The sequence below is a fragment of the Stenotrophomonas sp. STEN063 genome, from assembly GCF_056854515.1.
This window is the reverse complement of record NZ_JBXFWF010000081.1, coordinates 1-18,189: the sequence shown is the minus strand read 5'-3', so window position 1 is coordinate 18,189 and position 18,189 is coordinate 1. Positions and strand designations below refer to the sequence as shown.

At 64.6% G+C, this 18,189-nt stretch carries 12 protein-coding genes; 6 read left to right on the top strand and 6 right to left on the bottom strand.

Annotation, left to right across the window (positions count from 1 at the left end; genetic code table 11):
- Positions 1 to 120 precede the first annotated feature (120 nt).
- From rimM to rplS, 3 genes are all read left to right on the top strand, one after another.
- Complete coding sequence (gene rimM, locus AC1VWL_RS17350; protein ID WP_482987504.1) at positions 121 to 636, top strand: ribosome maturation factor RimM; 516 nt, start codon at positions 121 to 123, stop codon at positions 634 to 636.
- Between the two features lie 5 nt (positions 637 to 641).
- Positions 642 to 1,421, top strand: a complete 780-nt coding sequence (gene trmD, locus AC1VWL_RS17345) for a tRNA (guanosine(37)-N1)-methyltransferase TrmD (protein ID WP_482987503.1) — start codon at positions 642 to 644, stop codon at positions 1,419 to 1,421.
- A 135-nt stretch (positions 1,422 to 1,556) separates the two neighbouring features.
- The gene (gene rplS, locus AC1VWL_RS17340) at positions 1,557 to 1,967 is read left to right on the top strand and encodes a 50S ribosomal protein L19 (protein ID WP_057626601.1); all 411 of its coding nucleotides are present in this window, start codon (positions 1,557 to 1,559) and stop codon (positions 1,965 to 1,967) included.
- 579 nt (positions 1,968 to 2,546) lie between these two features.
- Here the strand turns inward: rplS and AC1VWL_RS17335 are convergent.
- The 6 genes from AC1VWL_RS17335 to AC1VWL_RS17310 all read right to left on the bottom strand — a co-directional run bounded on the left by AC1VWL_RS17335 (position 2,547) and on the right by AC1VWL_RS17310 (position 9,833).
- On the bottom strand, positions 2,547 to 4,346 hold the full coding sequence (locus AC1VWL_RS17335; protein WP_482987502.1) for an MFS transporter: 1,800 nt from the start codon (positions 4,344 to 4,346) through the stop codon (positions 2,547 to 2,549).
- 134 nt (positions 4,347 to 4,480) lie between these two features.
- Positions 4,481 to 5,593 carry an N-acetylglucosamine-6-phosphate deacetylase gene (gene nagA, locus AC1VWL_RS17330; protein WP_482987501.1) on the bottom strand — a complete coding sequence of 371 codons (1,113 nt, stop codon included), beginning with the start codon at positions 5,591 to 5,593 and terminating at the stop codon, positions 4,481 to 4,483.
- The gene (locus AC1VWL_RS17325) at positions 5,590 to 6,372 is read right to left on the bottom strand and encodes a DeoR family transcriptional regulator (RefSeq protein WP_282270845.1); all 783 of its coding nucleotides are present in this window, start codon (positions 6,370 to 6,372) and stop codon (positions 5,590 to 5,592) included. The genes nagA and AC1VWL_RS17325 overlap by 4 nt, the downstream gene beginning before the upstream one ends.
- Before the next feature lie 26 nt (positions 6,373 to 6,398).
- On the bottom strand, positions 6,399 to 7,733 hold the full coding sequence (locus AC1VWL_RS17320) for a D-tagatose-bisphosphate aldolase, class II, non-catalytic subunit (protein WP_482987500.1): 1,335 nt from the start codon (positions 7,731 to 7,733) through the stop codon (positions 6,399 to 6,401).
- A gap of 2 nt (positions 7,734 to 7,735) precedes the next feature.
- Entirely contained in the window at positions 7,736 to 8,686 is a 951-nt protein-coding gene (locus AC1VWL_RS17315; RefSeq protein WP_482987499.1) for an ROK family protein, read from the bottom strand.
- Entirely contained in the window at positions 8,679 to 9,833 is a 1,155-nt protein-coding gene (locus AC1VWL_RS17310; RefSeq protein WP_482987498.1) for an SIS domain-containing protein, read from the bottom strand. The genes AC1VWL_RS17315 and AC1VWL_RS17310 overlap by 8 nt, the downstream gene beginning before the upstream one ends.
- Before the next feature lie 316 nt (positions 9,834 to 10,149).
- On the opposite strand from AC1VWL_RS17310, the gene AC1VWL_RS17305 reads away from it, so the two are divergent.
- The 3 genes from AC1VWL_RS17305 to AC1VWL_RS17295 all read left to right on the top strand — a co-directional run bounded on the left by AC1VWL_RS17305 (position 10,150) and on the right by AC1VWL_RS17295 (position 18,083).
- Entirely contained in the window at positions 10,150 to 13,512 is a 3,363-nt protein-coding gene (locus tag AC1VWL_RS17305; protein WP_482987497.1) for a TIM-barrel domain-containing protein, read from the top strand.
- A 123-nt stretch (positions 13,513 to 13,635) separates the two neighbouring features.
- A complete protein-coding gene (locus AC1VWL_RS17300; protein WP_296252254.1) occupies positions 13,636 to 16,611 on the top strand; it encodes a TonB-dependent receptor plug domain-containing protein in 2,976 nt (991 codons plus the stop codon).
- Positions 16,612 to 16,727: 116 nt separating this feature from the next.
- A complete protein-coding gene (locus tag AC1VWL_RS17295; RefSeq protein ID WP_282270839.1) occupies positions 16,728 to 18,083 on the top strand; it encodes a Gfo/Idh/MocA family protein in 1,356 nt (451 codons plus the stop codon).
- Positions 18,084 to 18,189: the final 106 nt, after the last annotated feature.

Sequence of the window (18,189 nt, the reverse complement as noted above, 5' to 3'; positions counted from 1 at the left end):
CCCCCCCCGCCCCCCCCGCTCCCGCTCCCCGTGCCGACCAGGCACCCGCCCCGCCCCCCGCCGGCGGGGGGGGGGCCCGGCCGGGGGCGCCGCCCCCCCCCCCCCCCCCCCGACTGCTATATGAAGAAAGATATCGAGCGCCGGATCCTGCTGGGCAGGATTGCCGGCGTTTTTGGTGTGCGCGGCGAACTGAAGCTTGAGTCCTGGACCGAGCCACGTTCGGCCATTTTCAAATACCAGCCCTGGATCCTGCGTACCCCAGCGGGGCAGGAATCCGAACTGACTGGCGTGCGTGGTCGTGATTCGGGCAAGACCCTGGTGGCGACCTTCCCGGGCGTGACCGACCGCGACGTGGCCGAAGCCATGCGCGGGACCGAGATCTACGTTGCCCGCAGCGCCTTGCCGCCGCCGAGCGCGGACGAGTATTACTGGGTCGACCTGGAAGGCCTGGACGTGCAGACCGTCGAAGGCGTCAAGCTGGGTATTGCCTCGCATCTGTTCAGTACCGGCTCCAACGACGTGCTGGTTACCCGTGGCGACCGTGAGCGGATGATTCCGTTCGTGATGGGCGATTTCGTCAAATCCGTGGATTTCGACGCCAACCTGATCGTGGTCGACTGGGACCCGGAGTTCTAAAGCCTGTGCGTGTAGACGTCATCAGCCTGTTCCCTGAATTCCTTGCCCAATCGGCCGCGCTGGGCGTGGTCGGGCGTGCGCAGGAGCGGGGGCTGCTGGAACTGCATGGCTGGAACCCGCGCGACTATGCCGAGGGCAATTACCGCCGGGTGGACGACCGTCCCTTCGGTGGCGGCCCGGGCATGGTGATGCTGATCGAGCCCCTGCGTGCCGCCCTGGCGGCAGCGCGTGCGGCCGATCCCACCCCGGCACCGCTGATCTACCTGAGCCCGCAGGGCCGGCCGCTGGACCAGGCCAAGGTGCGCGAGCTGGCGGCCTTGCCGCGGATGATCCTGCTCTGTGGTCGCTACGAGGGCGTGGACGAGCGTTTCCTGGCGGGCGAGGTGGACGAGGAGATCTCCATCGGCGATTACGTGCTGTCCGGCGGTGAGCTGGGTGCGGCGGTGATCATCGACGCGGTCACCCGCCTGCAGGACGGTGCTCTGAACGACGCCGAATCGGCGGTTCAGGACAGTTTTGAAGGCGATGGCCTGCTGGACTGCCCGCACTACAGCCATCCGGCCAGCCACGCGCTGGGGGATGTGCCGGACGTGCTGCGTTCCGGCAACCACGCCGCCATTGCCGCCTGGCGTCGTCAGCAATCCTTGCTGCGCACCGCGTTGCGTCGCCCGGACCTGCTGGACGAGGCCGGCCTGAACAAGGCCGACCGCAAGCTGCTGGCCGAAGCCCGGCAGGCGCTTGCAGATTCGTTCAAACAAGCTACTGGCGCCGAGGGCGAACAGTAAGTTAGAATTACGAGTTCCCGTCGGCTGAATGGCTTGACGAGGAGCCAGAACAATAACGTGCAGCGCAATCCGGCGACTGTATGAGCCTAAGCTGTCGATACCGACACGCCCACCCCGAACAATCGGTGTAACCCAATGAGCAAGCTGAACAAGTCCATCGTCGCGGAATTCGAATCCGCCCAGATCACCCGCGAACTGCCGAAGTTCAGCCAGGGCGACACCGTCGTGGTGAACGTGAAGGTCAAGGAAGGCAACCGTGAGCGCGTGCAGGCATACGAAGGCGTCGTCATCGGCACCAAGAATGCTGGCCTGAACTCCGCTTTCACCGTGCGCAAGATCTCGCACGGCTACGGCGTCGAGCGCGTCTTCCAGACCCACAGCGCCATCATCGACTCGGTCGAAGTGAAGCGTCGCGGTAAGGTTCGCGCCGGTAAGCTGTACTACCTGCGTGGCCTGGAAGGCAAGGCTGCCCGCATCAAGGAAGATCTGGCTGCTGCCCAGCAGGCCAAGGCTGCTCGCCTGGCTGCCAAGGCTTCCGCCGAGTAATCCCGCCAACAGGCCAAGCCTGTTTGCAGCAACGGCCACCTTCGGGTGGCCGTTTGCGTTTGTGGGGCTGGGTGGAGGTTGAAAGCTGGGGATGCTTTGGGGTTCTCAAGCTTTTAGGTTCTCAAGCTTTAAGGCTTTAAGGCTTTAAGGCTTTAAGGCTTTAAGGCTTTAAGGCTTTAAGGCTTTAAGGCTTTGAGGCTTTGAGGCTTTGAGGCTCAGAAGCGTAGAAGCGTAGAAGCGTAGAAGCGTAGAAGCGTAGAAGCGTAGAAGCGTAGAAGCCCCCTCATCCGCCCTACGGGCACATAGCTCCGCGCCCCGGCCCTGAGTAGCACGCAGGGCGTACGAACAGTCACTAGGCTTTGGCTCGTGAACGCCTGTTCTTAACCCCCCAAGCGGGAGAAGGGAAGGCTGGGCTTCGTCGGTTCTGGTGGTTGGCCGCGCATAGCCATGCCTGAGCGCGAGCAATGCGTCAGTTCCCAGTGATGTCTGCTTTCCCTTCTCCCGCCTGCGGGAGAAGGTGCCCGGAGGGCGGATGAGGGGGCTTTTGATTCCTGCTTTGGCGTGTAGCTCAACCGCCACTCAGCGGAAATGCGCCTCGATCTGCTCCAGCGTCTTGCCCTTGGTTTCCGGCAGCCAGAACGCGGCGATCAGGAAGAAGGCAAACGTACACGCCGCCCAGAACAGGAACATGCTGGCGTAGCCGTAGTGGCCCACTGTCGGCAGGAACACCGCCGCGATCGTGGTCGACACGAACTGGTTGATCAGCAGCGCGATGCTCATGCCGTTCGAGCGGATGCGGTTTGGCATCAACTCCGACAAGGCCAGCCACACGCACACGCCGGGGCCGACCGCGAAGAACGCAACGAATACCAGGATGCAGGCCGCCACCGCCCAACCATGCGAAGCCGGCGGCACCGCGCCGATCCATGCCTGTTCGATGCGCAACGGCGCATTGGCAGCGGCGCTCGGGTCCGGGAACGGATTCAGGTGCAGGCTGCGGAAGAAACGGCCAATCACGCTGTCGGCATGCACGGTGCTGGAGCGCTCGATCAACAGCTGCTGATCGCTGGGGTTGTCACTGCGCAGTGAGCGCACATCGCTGAAGCCGCCATAGCTCCACGACACCGTCAGCTGCGACGGTTGCCCGTCGCGATTGCGGGTACCGGCCAGCTGATGCCATTGCGCCGCATCCAGCTGCAGCTGCAGGCCATCTGCCTGCACCGCGCGCTGCAATACCTGCTGCACATCGGCGCGGCCCTGCTCGGCCTTGAAGAAAAGCATCGCTGCCGCCAGCAGGGCAAGACAGATGCCGCCACTGCCGATCATCAACAGGAACTTGCGGCCCTTGCGATCCACCAGGAGCAAGGCGACCAGCGTCATGATCACGTTGAGCAGTTTGATCGCTACATCCGCGCCGTTCGCAGCGGCACCGGGCAGACCAGCCTGATTGAGGATGTTGACCGCGTAAGCGAGGATCGAGTTGATGCCGGTGGCCTGGGTGAAGGCCAGCACCAGGCAGGCCAGCACGAACGGCACCATGTAGCGGCGGCTGAAAAGCCGGTCGCGCTCGCCTTCGGCTTTCGCGATGACTGGATTCTGGATCTGCGCCAGCGTGGCTTCCACCTGTGACGGCGGCAGCGTGGCCTGCAGGCCGCGACGTGCGGCATCGATGCGACCGCGACGTGCCAGCCAACGCGGTGATTCATTTAGCCAGAACAGGCCGATGCAGAACACCACGCCCGGCAGCAGGCAGGTCCAGAAAATCGTGCGCCAGGCCTGGTCCTTCACCGCGAACAGATGCTGTGCCTGCTGCACCAGCGGCAGGTTGCGCACCGACTCGGTCGCGGCATCCACCGAATGCGCCTGATACAGGCCAATCAAGGCGGCTAGCACCAGGCCTACTGTCAGTAGCAGCTGGAACATTGCTGCGCCGCGACCGCGGCGTTCCGGTCCCAGCACTTCGGCCAGATACAAAGGCACCACCACGCCGATCAGGCCGCCGCTGATGCCTTGCAACAGGCGTCCAAGCAGCAGCGGTGTATAGCCGGAGGCCAGTGCCATGATCGGGATGCTGGCAGTGAACAGCACGCCGGCCAGCATCATCGCGCCACGGCGGCCGATGAGGTCGGCGATCATGCCGGCGAACAGTGATGACAACACGCTGCCCAGCAGCACCGCGGCAACCACGAAGCCCATCTGCTGGCTGCTCAGCTGCCACGCATGGCTGGCGGTGGCTTCCAGATAGGGCAGGGCGCCGGCAATGATGCCGATGTCGATGCCGTACAGCAGGCCGCCAAGACCGGCGATGAAAAGGAGATAGCGCACGGGCCAACGCGGGGCGGCGTCGCTGGCGGGCACGGCAAAAGTGGTGTCGGTCATCGGCGCGTTCCTGGGGCAAGATTTTGTAGTGCCGAGCCATGCTCGGCTGCACTTCGTTCCGGTGTATGCGCTGCCGGATCGCGCCGCGCATCCGCGCGGTTTGCCGAGCATGGCTCGGCACTACATGGGGCGGATCAGCTTGGGTCGACCGGGTTGCCGGCTATCCATACCTGTTGCAATTTCAATTGCGGGTCCAGTACCACCATGTCCGCGCGCAGGCCCGGCGCGATGCGGCCGCGGTCTTCCAGGCCCAGGTAATCGGCCTGGATGGTGGAAACACGTTGTGAGGCGTCGGCCAGTTCGAGGCCGACATCGACCAGATTGCGCAGCGCCTGGTCCATGGTCAGTGCGCTGCCGGCCAATGAGCCGGTCGATAGCCGCACGCAGCCCATGCACTTGTGCACGCGTTGTTCGCCCAGTGCGTATTCACCATCGGGCATGCCGGTGGCGGCGGTGGCATCGGTGACGGCATACAGGCGCGGGATCGCGCGTACCGCCATGCGGATGGCACCGCGGTGCACATGCTGCAGGTCGGGAATCAGTTCGGCGTATTCCGCATGCGCCAATGCGGCAGCAGCGATACCGGGCTTGTAGTGGTCAACGCCGGTCATGCCGTTGAACAGATGGGTAAAGCCGACCGCGCCAGCCTGCAATGCGGCGACCGCATCGTCGTAGCTGCCAGCGCTATGGCCGATCTGCACGCGAATGCCCATCGCTGCCAAGGCCGGAATCAATGCGGTGTGCTGGCCGATCTCCGGCGCGATCGTCAGCACCTTGATCGGGGCCAGGGCATGCAGGTGCTGCACCGACTCCAGCGTTGCCTCCAGCGTCCGTGGCGGCTGTGCGCCCAGCCGCTGTGGGCTGATGAAGGGACCTTCCAGATGCACGCCGATGATCTGCGCGGCATCCGGATCGGGCGTCGCCATCACCTGGGCGACACCGCGCAGGGCGTTCTCGATCTCGCCGTACTCGGCGGTCATGGTGGTGCCGAGCAGGGTGGTGGTGCCGTAGCGGGCATGGGTGTGGGCGATGCGGCGGGCGACATCGCCGCCCTGCATCAAATCCACGCCCGCCGCGCCATGCACATGCAGGTCGATGAAGCCGGGCAGGATGATCGGCAGATCGCCGCCATCACCCGCGTGGTCTTCCACGTCCAGCGTGCGCAGCTGCTGGTCGAAGTGGACGTGGCCGCGGCGCCAGCCCAGGGGAGTGAGGATGCGGCCGTACAGGCTGCGGGTAGCGGTCATAGCGGTGGCTCGGCGGTGATCACTTCGATGCCCTGGCGCTGCAGTCCCTCGCGGGTGGCATCGTCGATGCCGGTATCGGTGATGATGGCGTGGATCTGGTCGAGGCGGGCGATGCGGTGCAGGCTGACGCGGCCGAATTTCGAAGCATCGGTGAGCACCACGATGCGCCGTGCGCGCTCGACCATGCGGTGATTGAGGCGGGCTTCGGCTTCGTCATGGGTGGTCAGGCCGAACTGCAGGTCCAGACCGTCCACGCCCAGGAACAAGGTGTCGAAGCTGTAGGAGGTGAGGCTGGCTTCGGCCTGGCTGCCCTGCAGCGACAGCGACTGCTTGCGCAGCAGGCCGCCAGTCAGCAGCACATTGACGGCCGGTGCATTGGCCAGCTCCCAGGCGATGTTCAAACCATTGGTCATCACCGTGACATCGCGGTGGTCGCGCAGATGCCGGGCCAGGGTCATGGTGGTGGAGCCGGAGTCGATGATGATGTTGTCACCGGGTTGCACCAGCTGCGCGGCGCGCATGCCGATGGATTCCTTCAGCGACAGGTTCAGCGCATCTTTCTCGTGGATGTCCTGTTCCTGCGGCGGCATGCGCACCAGCGTCGCGCCACCGTGGGTGCGCGTGGCCAGGCCCTGGGCCTCGAAGTGGCCCAGGTCGGTACGGATGGTCACCGCCGACACGCCGAACTGGTCAACCAGTTCGGCAACCTGCACCGAGCCCTGGTCGATCAGGCGTTGCAGGATCTGCTGTCGGCGGGGACGGGTATTGCGCATGGTCAGCTCTCGTGTGCGTTTGAAAGCGGAGATTAACCGTTCGCAAGGTTTTGGGTGCGCAAACTTTCGCTTTGCTTGCGCGTACCTGCCTGATTGGCGCTGCAGGCGCGCGCATATTCGCCCAGACACTGGCCGACGCGGTGCTGCACCAGGGCGGCCGGCGTGGCGGCCAGTTGGCCTTCGCGCACCGCTACATACTGGCTCGGCAGGTATTGGCTGAGCAGCACCAGCGGCGGGGTGTGCTGTTCCAGGTTGGCGAACAAGGTCTGCACGGCCTGCAGCAGCTCCGGCTCGCCCCAGTAGTAGCGGCAACGGTCACTGAAGGCGTAGGAGCGCAACAGGCGCAGCGTGGCTTCATCGCCGTGGTAATGCGCCTGCCAGTTCTTCGGCTTGGCCAGCATCACCTGCTCCAGCACCTGCGGCAGCCTGGAGCACTGCGCGGCGGGCAGCAGTTCGGCTTCGATCGCGGCGAGCGCGAACAGCGCTTCGCGGTAGGCAAATGTTGCCGCCGGGCCGACCTTGAGGATGGCGAAGTGGTCGCGCACCAATGCATGCAGGCCGGACTCGCGCTGGTAGTCAGTGGAGTGCGCTTCGAACACGATGCGCGGCTGCTGTTCGAGGAAATCGGCCAGCTCGCTGGCAGCGGCGGCGTCGTATTCGTGCACGCTGCTGTGGTCGAAGTCCACGCCCGGCTGCACCACCATGGCAATCACGCGCTGCCAGGCATCGTGCAGTTCCGGTGTGTCGAAGGCACACTGATGGATGGCCAAGGTCTGCGCGGCAGCGGCCGGCGTGGTCACGGCCAGGCCGCCTGCCAGCGAGGCTTCGCCACCGGGGATCGGCACTTCGGTACCGATCACATAGACCGGCGGCGGCAGGTCATTGGCCTTGGCGGTGGCTTCGGCAATCGCTGCCAGCTCGGCCGAACGCGCGGCGACGGTAGCATCGGGTAACGGGGTCGGATCGTCGGCGCAGGACATGCTGCAGTCGAGATGGATCTTGTGGAAACCGGCGGCGACATAGGCTTCGATCAGTACGCGCGCATTGGCCATCGCCTCGGCGGCCGGCTGCTTCTGCCAGGCGTTGGGACCGAGGTGATCGCCGCCCAGAATCAGTTGCGCGCGCGGGAATCCTTCTTCATCGGCGAGCGCTTCCACGTAGGCGCGGTACTGCGGCGGGGTCATGCCGGTGTAACCGCCGAACTGGTCGACCTGGTTGGAGGTGGCTTCGATCAACAGCACGGTGCCGTGCTGCGCGGCCACGTGCATGGCCGCGCGCAACACCTGTTCGTTGCTGCAGCAGACGCTGTACAGGCCGACGTTGTGGCCTTGGCGATGAGAGGCAAGCAGGGATTGCAGCGGTGACATGGTCAAGCTCCGGGAATCAGGTAAGCGGGTTGGCAGGCGAGCAGGGCGGCGCCACGGGCACCGCCGGCATCGCCGAAGCGCGGTGGCACGATGGGCGGCACTTCCACGCCGTTGAACAGGTGTGCGGCGATGGCCGCGGGCAGCTGCTGGTAGAGCGGCGCGTACTGCGACAGACCGCCGCCGAGCACGATGACGTGCGGGTCCAGCGCAAGGATCAGCGCGGCGAAACTGTGGCCGAGCAGGTCGCGGTGGATGTCCAGCGCCTGCATGGCGCGGATATCGCCAGCTTCGGCCTGGGCGATGACTTCGCTGGCGTTGGCCGCATTGCCGCCAAGATGGCGTTCAATCATGGCCACGCCGCTGCCGGAGACATAGCGCTCCACGCAGCCGCGCAGGCCGCAGCCACAATCCAGCAGCGGCAAGCCATGCCGTTGCAGCAGATTGGCTGGCACGCTCCAGTGGCCCCATTCGCCGGCCAGACCGTTGAAGCCGCCGACCAGCTTGCCGTGCAGGCAGTAACCGCCGCCGGCACCGGTGCCGAGGATGGCGCCGAACATGCTGGCGTAACCGTCAGCAGCGCCGCCGTGTGCTTCGGACAAGGCAAAACACTGCAGGTCGTTGCCGAAATGCAGTGGCCGTTGCAGGCGTGCCTGCAGATCGATGCTGACGCATTGGCCGGTCAGCGCCGGTACGTTGGCACTGAGCTGGCGGCCACTGCGACGCTCGCGCACGCCGGGCAAGGCGATGCCGATGGCCTGCGCGCGTTGGCCGAGTTCTGCATCGGCATCTGCAACCAGCGTTTCCACTGCCTGCAGGAAGCCGTTGTAGTCGCCTTGTGGGGTGGCGATGCGTTTGCGCCACGCGACCTGCAGGGCGGCATCGCAGGCCACCAGTTCAATCTTGGTACCGCCAATGTCGATGCCGTAACAGGCCGGGGCGCGGGTATCAGCCATGGTGGATGGTGACGCCCTTGACCACGCGGTTGACGGTGCCGTCCGGGAACGGATTGTCGGGCGTCAGGCCGAGTGCGGCCGAGCGCTGCAGTGCGTACAACTGGGCGAACGGCAGCCATACCGGCGCCAGCCAGCTGTCAGGCAGGGCTGGCACGGACAAGGTGTAGTCGTCGTGGATGCCAAGGTCCGAATGCGGGCCGATCGACAATACCTTGCCGGCGACGCCGTCAGCGCGCAGTTCTTCCAGCAGATCCTGTTCGTAGCGACGCGACAGCGGCTCTGCGCTGCGCAGCACGACGACCAGGGTTTCATCATTGAGCGTGGACTTGGGCCCATGGCGGAAACCCAGCGGCGTGTTGGCCAGTGCCAGCACGCGGCCGGCAGTGAGTTCCAATACCTTCAGCGCGGCCTCTCGGGCCAGCGCTTCCAGTGGACCACTGGCAAGGTAGATAACGCGGTTGTAGGGCTGCGCAGCCAGTGCGGCGACTGCTGCATCCCAGTTGCCCAAGCCCTGGCGCGCGAGTGCGGCAACCTGCTGCAGGCGCTGCACGCGCTCGGCCCACGGCGCGCTGTCGAACACGGTCAATGCGCTCAGCAGCATGCAGCTCAGGCTGCTGGTCATGGCGAAGGCGCGGTCGCAGCTGGCGGCCGGCATCAGCAGCGTGCAGGTGTCGTCACGACCGGCGCCACGACGGGCCAGCTCGCCTTCGGCATTGCAGGTGATGTCGAGGAAGCGGGCATCGTCGACGTCGGCGCGGACGCGGTCGACGGCGGCCACGCTTTCCGGGCTGGAGCCGCTGCGGCCGAACGACACCAGCAGGGTCGGGCGGTCGCGCTGCAGGTACAGCGCCGGGTGGGTGAGCAGGCTGGTGGTGTGCACGGCGCGCACTTCGGCCGGCCACTGCGCGTTGATGGTGTCGGCCACCATCTCGGCAATGAAACCCGAGCTGCCGGCACCGGTGAAGATCACCCGCTGGCGCGGATCGGACAGGCGCTGCCCAAGGAAATCCTGCAGGCGCGTGCTGGCCTGTTGCAGGTCCAGGGCAAGGGTTTCCCACAGCGCGGGCTGCTGGGCGATTTCGGTAGCGGTATCGGCTCCGCCCAGGCGCTGCCAGGCGGTCAGATCGTGAAGCAGGGTGGCATCCATGTGTGATTCCTGATTGGCCAGCGCACCATCTTTCTTTTCTTTCGAAATGTCAAATACCGAAAGCAAAACGAAAGTAATTATTTGATTTGACTTTGTTCCGTTGAGAATCGTCCGAAGCGAAAGGTTTCCCGGGAAACCCTTTCGCAGCGATGAATACGCTCAGCTGCGCGATGTGAAAGTTGGTGCTGTGCACCATCTTTCGATTGCAAGAAATCTTACTTATCTTTTGCTTTCATTTTGTTGACATCTTTCGATTTTCTGCCCTAGAGTCGGCGCACTCGGTTTCGAAACGCCCGTTGAACGGGTTGGAGGCAAGGTGGAACACTGCGTTCGTCAATCGCCGCTGCTGCTGGCGCTGCTTTCGGCCTTGTTGTTGCCGGCAGTGACCGCACAGGCCGAGCCCATCGGCAATCTGCGCTCCGTCACCGCCAGCGATGGCCGCGACGGCGTGCGTGCTTGGGACGTACGCAGTGACAACGGCAGCACCCTGCGCATCGAGGTGCTGGCCAACGACATCGTGCATGTGCAGGCCGGCCGCAACGGCAAACTGACCGGCGCCGGTGACAAGGCCGCGCCCATCGTGCTGCCGCAGCCCGTGCAGCAGGTGCAGGCGCAACTGGAAGAAGACGCACGGGAAATCCGTGTGCGCACGCCGGCGCTGGTCCTGCATGTGCAGCGGCAGCCCCTGCAGCTGCGCCTGGAGCGTCTGGACGGCGGCAAGCCGGTATCGCTATGGCAGGAACAGCAGCCGCTGGATCTGAGCGCCGAGCAGAGCGTGCAGGTGCTGTCCTCGCAGGCCGATGAAGCCTTCTACGGCGGCGGCCAGCAGAACGGCCGTTTCCAGTTCAAGGGCCGCGAGCTTGAAGTTTCCTATTCCGGTGGCTGGGAAGAGGGCGACCGCCCGAGCCCGGCGCCGATGCTGCTCAGCTCACGCGGCTGGGGCATGTTGCGCAACACCTGGAGCGACGGCAGCTATGACCTGCGCCAGCCGGACCAGGCCACGCTGCTGCACCGCGAGGATCGCTTCGACGCCTATTACTTCGTCGGCAATGATCTGCAGCGGCTGCTGGAACGCTACACCCAGCTGACCGGCCGGCCGAACATGGTCGCGCGCTGGGCGCTGTCCTATGGCGATGCCGATTGCTACAACGACGGCGACAACATCAAGAAGCCCGGCAGCGTGCCCGAAGGCTGGAGCGATGGTCCCACCGGCACCACCATCGACGTGGTCAACAGCGTTGCCGCCAAGTACCGCGAAAACGACATGCCCGGCGGTTGGATTCTGCCCAACGACGGCTACGGCTGCGGCTACAAGCAGCTGCCGGAAACCGTGCAGGGCCTGGCCAAGTACGGCTTCAAGACCGGTCTGTGGACCGAGAACGGCGTCGACAAGATTGCCTGGGAAGTCGGCAAGGCCGGCAGCCGCGTGCAGAAGCTGGATGTGGCCTGGACCGGGCAGGGCTATCAGTTCGCGATGGATGCCAACCGCCAGGCTTTCGACGGCATTCTCAACAATTCCGATTCGCGCCCCTTCCTGTGGACGGTGATGGGCTGGGCCGGCATCCAGCGTTATGCGGTCGCATGGACCGGCGACCAGAGCAGCAGCTGGGACTACATCCGCTGGCACGTGCCGACCCTGGTGGGTTCCGGTCTGTCGGGCATGGCCTATGCCAGCGGCGACGTTGATGCGATCTTCGGCGGCAGCGCCGAAACCTTCACCCGCGACCTGCAGTGGAAGACATTCACTCCGGTGCTGATGGGCATGTCCGGTTGGTCGTCGAACGCGCGCAAGCACCCCTGGGCTTTCGATGAGCCCTATCGTTCGATCAACCGCGACTACCTCAAGCTGAAAATGCGCCTGACCCCGTATATGTACGGGCTGGTGCATGACGCCGCACAAAGCGGCGCGCCGCCGGTGCGCGGGCTGATGTGGAACAACCCGCAGGACCCGCACGCGCAGGACGAAACCTACAAGTACCAGTTCCTGCTCGGCCGTGATCTGCTGGTTGCGCCGGTCTATCGCAGCCAGGCCGCAAGCCGTGGCTGGCGCCGTGACATCCATCTGCCGGCTGGCGGCTGGTACGACTATTGGGATGGCCGCCATCTGCAGGCCGGTGCCGCAGGCAAGCAGCTCGACCGCCCGGTCGAACTGGCGACGCTGCCGGTATTCGTGCGCGCTGGAGCGATCCTGCCGATGTATCCGGAGATGCTGTTCGACGGCGAAAAGCCGCTGGATGAAGTGACCTTCGATCTGTATCCGCAGGGTGAATCCAGTTACACCTTGTACGAAGACGATGGCAGTACCCGCCGTTACCAGAAGGGTGAGTCGAGCACGCAGCAGATCCGCGTGCAGGCACCGGCGCAGGGCAGTGGCCCGGTGCAGGTGGAGATCGCGCCGGTACAGGGCGCGTATCAAGGTCAGCTGGCGCAGCGTCGCTATGGTCTGCGCGTGTTGAATCGCACTGCACCGACTGCAGTGCAACTGGATGGTCGCACGCTGCCCAGGCTGGCCGATGCGGCTGCATTGCAGGCAGCCAGCGAAGGCTGGTACTTCGATGGCAAGGAGCGCAAGGGTACGTTGCATGTGCGTACCGCGACGCAGGACATCCGTGCGCCGTTGAAACTGCAGCTGGATTTCCCTGTTGCCGCCGCGCTGGCCGACGATGCCTTCCCGAACGCCCCGGAGCTGGGCCGCGCGCTGCCGTCCGACAGCCTGCTGGTGGTCAATCGCCCGGCCGAAGAACCCGGCCATCCGCTGGAAAATGCCTTCGACGACGATCCGGCGACGTGGTTCCGCAGCGTGCGCAACCAGGCCATCCGCACCGGCGCCCATGAGTGGGTGGTGGGCTTTGGCGAGCGCAAGTTGATCGACGGCATCGAGCTGGCACCGCGTAATGACCAGCACTGGAAGCATGGCCAGGTGCGTGACTATGAAATCTACATGGCTGACAGCAATGGCGAGTGGGGCAAGCCGATTGCCAGCGGCCACCTGCAGCTGAAGCAGGAACTGCAGCGCATCGACTTCCCGGCCCATGCCGGCCGCCTGCTGCGCTTCCGCGTGCTCAGCGTGCAGAACCCGGATGGCGACGGCGCAAGTGGTGCCGATCCGATGGTGACCGCAGCGCAGGGCAGCGCCGCACGTGCGGTGGATGCACTGCAGCCGCGCGATGTTGGCCCGATTGCACTGTCGACCTTCCATATCCTCGAGCAGCAAACGGCCGAGCGGCCGGCGCGGCAGCAATACCTCTCCCAGCTGCCGCTGCCGGCCGTATTGGCCACCCAGGTGCATGCCGATCGTTCGTTCGCTGCGGCCGTGCCGATGCGCATGAACGGCCTGCAGTTCCGCCGCGGTCTCGGCGTCGGTGCACAAAGCCGCATTGACATGAGCCTGAAGGGGCAGTGGAAAACGCTGCGCGCCGACCTCGGCGTCGACGACCAATGTCGTCAGGCCGGCGGCTTGCAGTTCCAGGTCTGGGGCGGTGACCGCCTGCTCTATGACAGCGGCTTCGTCAAAGCGCCGGGTGTGGTCAAGCCCGAGCTCGACATCCGCGGTCTGTCCAGATTGAGTCTGCGCACCTTGGGTGCGCAGGGTAGCCAACCGTCCCAGGTCTGTGCCAACTGGGCCAATGCCGTACTGATCGGCGAGGAGGGCGATTCCGCCGACATCCTCGCGCCATGACCCACCCGTAACACCGCTCCTCCCACCGGATTACCCCCGGCTACGGTCCAAGAACCGTGGCATGGGATCGCTTTGCCCGCCAACTGCTGTTTTTTTGCGTGCCCTTGCCAGGAGAGAACCCCGATGTTGCCAGCCAACCGCAGTGCCAAACGCTGTTTGCAAGCTCCACTATCGTTGGCTGTCGCCAGCGTGTTGTTCGCCATCGCCGCACCTGCCTTCGCGCAGGACAAGGCCGAGAAGGAAAAGGACAAGACCACCGAGTTGTCCCGCATCGAGGTCACCGGTTCCAACATCCGCCGCACTGATGTGGAAACCGCATCGCCGGTGCAGGTGATCAGCAAGCAGGACATCGAAAACATGGGCGCGCGCACGCTGTTGCAGGTGCTCGACAATCTGCCAGCGGCACGACCGGGCCAGGTTGATTCCAAGTCCCTGTTCACCGGCTCCGACGGCGCGTCGCAGGCCAATCTGCGTGGCCTCGGCGCACAGGGCACGTTGGTGCTGTTGAACGGCCGCCGCCTGTCGTATTACGGCGCACCGGCTGGCTTCCAGACCCAGTTCGTCAACATCGATGCCATTCCTGCCGCCGTCATCGAGCGCATGGAAGTGCTGACCGATGGCGCCTCGGCCGTGTACGGCACCGATGCGGTGGCCGGCGTCATCAACGTCATCACCAAGAGCAGCTACCAGGGCCTGGAAGTCAGCGGTACCTGGGATACCGCCTCGCGCTTTGATTCCTTCGGTGAAAAGCAGGCCAGCGTCACCGGCGGTTTCGGCGACATGGCCGAGGATGGCTACAACGTCTATGCCAGCGTCAACCTGTATGAGCGCGACGGTATTCCGGACAGCGAGTGGTACCTCAAGCACCCGGGCCAGTTCTACGTCAACAATCCGGACTACATCAAGAACCTGCGGCTGGACACCGGCAGTGCGCCGGGCGTGTTCAACCCCGGCTATTACTACGCCATCGATCCGGTCACCGGCGTGCGCAAGGACGAGGCTGCACCGGGCTGCAACAACGTGCTGCAGGTCAGCAGTGGCACGCGCTGCATCTGGCAGACCTGGATGAACCGGCAGATCAACGGCGGTGCGGATTCCAAGCGCGTCACTGCCTACGTCAATGGTCATTACCAGCTCAATGACAGCACCGAGGCATTCGCCGAAGTCACCTATACCGACATCGACCTGCACGCCAATGGCGGTACGCCGCGTGCTTACGGCACCACCACCGGCAATCCGCAGAGCTGGTTCTCGCGCAACACCGGCAATACGGTCAACCAGTTCCTGACCCCGTGGCTCGGCCCGAACAACGAATACAACCACGCCAGCCCGGAGTTGAAGGCGATGAATGGCGGTGTGGTCGGTTTGGGTTACCTGCTGCAGGACGTCGGCGGTGGCCACTTCGGTCAGCGCAACACCGACGACAGCTACCGTGTGGTGGCAGGTCTGCGTGGTGCGGCTGGCGACTGGAACTGGGAAACCGCGTTCGCCACCGCCGGTTCGCATTCGGTCACTTACCAGACCACCAACGTCAACCTGAAAGGCTTCGAGAAAGCCTTCGGTCCGTACACCATCGATCCGGGTACCGGCCGCGTCATCATTTCCGATCACCCGGCCTACAAGTTCGGCGAGATCAGTGAAGCCAACGCGGCGCTGATCCGCGAAGCCTTCCCGACCTTCGACATCGAGTCGTGGACCCGCCTGCACACCTTGGACGGCAAGATCGAAGGCCCGCTGTTCAACATGCCGGCCGGCGAAGTGCGCGCGGCGTTCGGCTTCAATGCTACCCGCGAGACCTTCTACACGCCGGGCAACCCGGATGCCGCCAACGGCCTGATCACCCAGCAGGGCGGCTCGTGGTTCGACGGCAAGCGCAACACCTACGCGCTGTTCTCCGAAGCCGTGGTGCCGCTGACTGAAAAGCTCGAGATGGACCTGGCACTGCGCCTGGACAAGTACCCGGGCTTCAGCGCCAATGCCGCGCCGAAGATCGGCCTGAAGTACCAGGCACTGCCGCAGCTGATGCTGCGTGGTACCTATTCGGAGGGCTTCCGCGCACCGAGCCTGGCTGAAGCGGGTAGCGGTGGCGTGTATGCGCAGATCGGCGGCTACCGTGATGAGGTCCGTTGTGCGGAAACCAATGCGATCGCCGGCCTGCTGCGGCAGTCCAACCGCGTCGTCGACAAGGACCTGGGCAACAGCCTGTGGAACAGCGATTGCAGCCGCAACGTGGCGCGCATGACCCAGCCCAACCAGGACCTGAAGCCGGAGAAGGCAAAGATCGCGACGCTGGGTGTCGTGCTGGAGCCGACCGATTGGCTGTCGGTGTCGGCCGACTACTGGTTCGTATACCGCCGCGATGAAATCGTTGCACCGGACTACAGCAAGGAAGAAGACATCGATTCGATGACCCGCTTCCCGATCACCGAGTCCGACAGGTCCAACCTCGCTGCACTGGCAGCCATGTGCAACGACCCGGCCAGCGGCGTGACCTGCCCGGGCACCTTGCCGGGCTACAGCATCGGCAACGTGGCCAGCGTGATCGGCCAGTACAGCAACCGTGGCCGCACCCTGATCGACGGCTTCGACGTGGACCTTCGCAGCCGCTTCGACCTTGGTGAATGGGGCCGCCTGAACATCGGCGTGGCGGCGACAATTGCCAATCGCAACATGTACAACTCCGACAACGGTGACGGCTGGTACTACGGCAACGTGGTTGGCTACTACAACAACCCGAAGGTGCGCGCCACGTTCAACACCAACTGGACGTATGGCAACTGGGATACCGGCTTCTACGTGAACTATGTCGGCGGTACCAAGTGGGCCTATGACCGCATCGATGCGCAGGACAACAACGCCCAGACCTGCACCGGCAGCTACCTCGACCTGGCCCCGGGCCATTGCGGTGGCGCACCGGCATGGTGGACGGCCAACCTGAGCGTGAACTGGCGTCCGATCGAGAAGCTGAGCGTTGGTGTGACCGTCAAGAACCTGTTCAACCGCCTGCCGTTCTACGACCCGAACGACTGGATGAACTTCGCCGGTTACGCCAACAACTTCGGCCGCATCTACAGCGTGACCGCGACCTACAAGTTCTGATCCACCGCAGCAGCGCTTCCCCCTCATGCATTGCATGAGGGGGAAGACAGTGACACCGTCAGCACGGTCGCGGCACGCCTGCCATGACCGGCACGACCCCTGAAAGAGGAAACACAATGAAGCGTAGGGAATTCATCATGGCCAGCGCGGCCCTGGCCGCCACCAGCCTGCTGCCGGAGACGCCGGCCTGGGCGCGTGGCCGCAAGGTGCGCCTGGGCGTGATCGGCACCGGCATGCGTGGCCAGGTACTGTTGAAGGAACTGGTACGCCGCGACGATGTCGAAGTGGTTGCCCTGTGCGACATCGAGCCGATCATGCTCGGCCGCGCCATGGACATGGTGGCCAAGGCCGGCAAGCCGGCACCGCAGGCCTATGGCGCCGACCGCGATCAGAACGCGTGGAAGCGCCTGCTGGAGCAGCGCGGCCTGGATGGCGTGATCATCGCCACCCCATGGGAGCTGCATGCACCGATGGCGATCGCGGCGATGCAGGCCAAGGTCGCGGTGGGCTGCGAAGTGGTCGCCGGCATCACCCTGCAGGACCATTGGGATGTGCTCAATACCCAGCTCAGCACCGGCACGCCGTACATGCTGCTGGAGAACGTCTGCTATCGCCGTGACGTGATGGCCGCGCTGCAGATGGTGCGCCAGGGTCTGTTCGGCGAGCTGGTGCACCTGCAGGGCGGTTACCAGCACGACCTGCGCGGGGTGAAGTTCAACGACGGCACGCCGGAGCATCCCTACGACAGCGGCGTGGAGTTCGGTGCCAAGGGCTGGTCGGAGGCGCGTTGGCGTACCGAGCATTCGGTCCAGCGCAATGGCGAGTTGTATCCCAGCCATGGCATCGGCCCCTGCGCGATGTATACCGGCATCAACCGCGGCAACCGTTTCACCCATATCAATGCCTTTGCCAGCAAGGCGCGCGGGCTGCACGAGTACACCGTTGCCAAGAGCGGTGGCACCACCCACCCGAGCACCAAGGTCAAGTTCAAGCTCGGCGACATCGTCACCACCACGCTGGCCTGCGAGAACGGCGAAACCATCCTGCTGCAGCACGACACCTCGTTGCCGCGCCCGTATTCGATGGGCTTCCGTGTGCAGGGCACCAAGGGCCTGTGGATGGACGTCAACCACGGCATCCACATCGAAGGCCGCAGCCCGCCGCACCAGTGGGAAGAGTTCAAGACCTACCAGGACCAGTACGAGCACCCGCTGTGGAAGCAGCATGCCGATACCGCCGCAAGCGCTGGTCACGGTGGCATGGACTGGTTTGTGATCCACGCCTTCGTGGAAGCATTGAAGGCCAAGGCTCCGATGCCGATCGACATCTATGACGCCGTGACCTGGAGTGCGATCACCCCGCTGTCCGAGCAGTCGATCGCCAACAGCTTCCAGACCCTGGAGTTCCCGGACTTCACCAAGGGCCTGTGGCAGCAACGCAAGCCGATCTTCGCCTTCGACGGCAGTTACTGATCCGCTGCAACTGTAGTGCCGAGCCATGCTCGGTATTTGCTCCACATGTAGTGCCGAGCCATGCTCGGCATGAGGCGTCACCGGTAATGCCCCTGCCGAGCATGGC

Bases quoted from the DNA above. Each gene is read 5' to 3' on its own strand.
- rimM (WP_482987504.1), top strand. From the start codon at position 121: ATGAAGAAAGATATCGAGCGCCGGATCCTGCTGGGCAGGATTGCCGGC.
- rplS (WP_057626601.1), top strand. From the start codon at position 1,557: ATGAGCAAGCTGAACAAGTCCATCGTCGCGGAATTCGAATCCGCCCAG.
- AC1VWL_RS17335 (WP_482987502.1), bottom strand. From the start codon at position 4,346: ATGACCGACACCACTTTTGCCGTGCCCGCCAGCGACGCCGCCCCGCGT.
- nagA (WP_482987501.1), bottom strand. From the start codon at position 5,593: ATGACCGCTACCCGCAGCCTGTACGGCCGCATCCTCACTCCCCTGGGC.
- AC1VWL_RS17320 (WP_482987500.1), bottom strand. From the start codon at position 7,733: ATGTCACCGCTGCAATCCCTGCTTGCCTCTCATCGCCAAGGCCACAAC.
- AC1VWL_RS17315 (WP_482987499.1), bottom strand. From the start codon at position 8,686: ATGGCTGATACCCGCGCCCCGGCCTGTTACGGCATCGACATTGGCGGT.
- AC1VWL_RS17310 (WP_482987498.1), bottom strand. From the start codon at position 9,833: ATGGATGCCACCCTGCTTCACGATCTGACCGCCTGGCAGCGCCTGGGC.
- AC1VWL_RS17300 (WP_296252254.1), top strand. From the start codon at position 13,636: ATGTTGCCAGCCAACCGCAGTGCCAAACGCTGTTTGCAAGCTCCACTA.
- AC1VWL_RS17295 (WP_282270839.1), top strand. From the start codon at position 16,728: ATGAAGCGTAGGGAATTCATCATGGCCAGCGCGGCCCTGGCCGCCACC.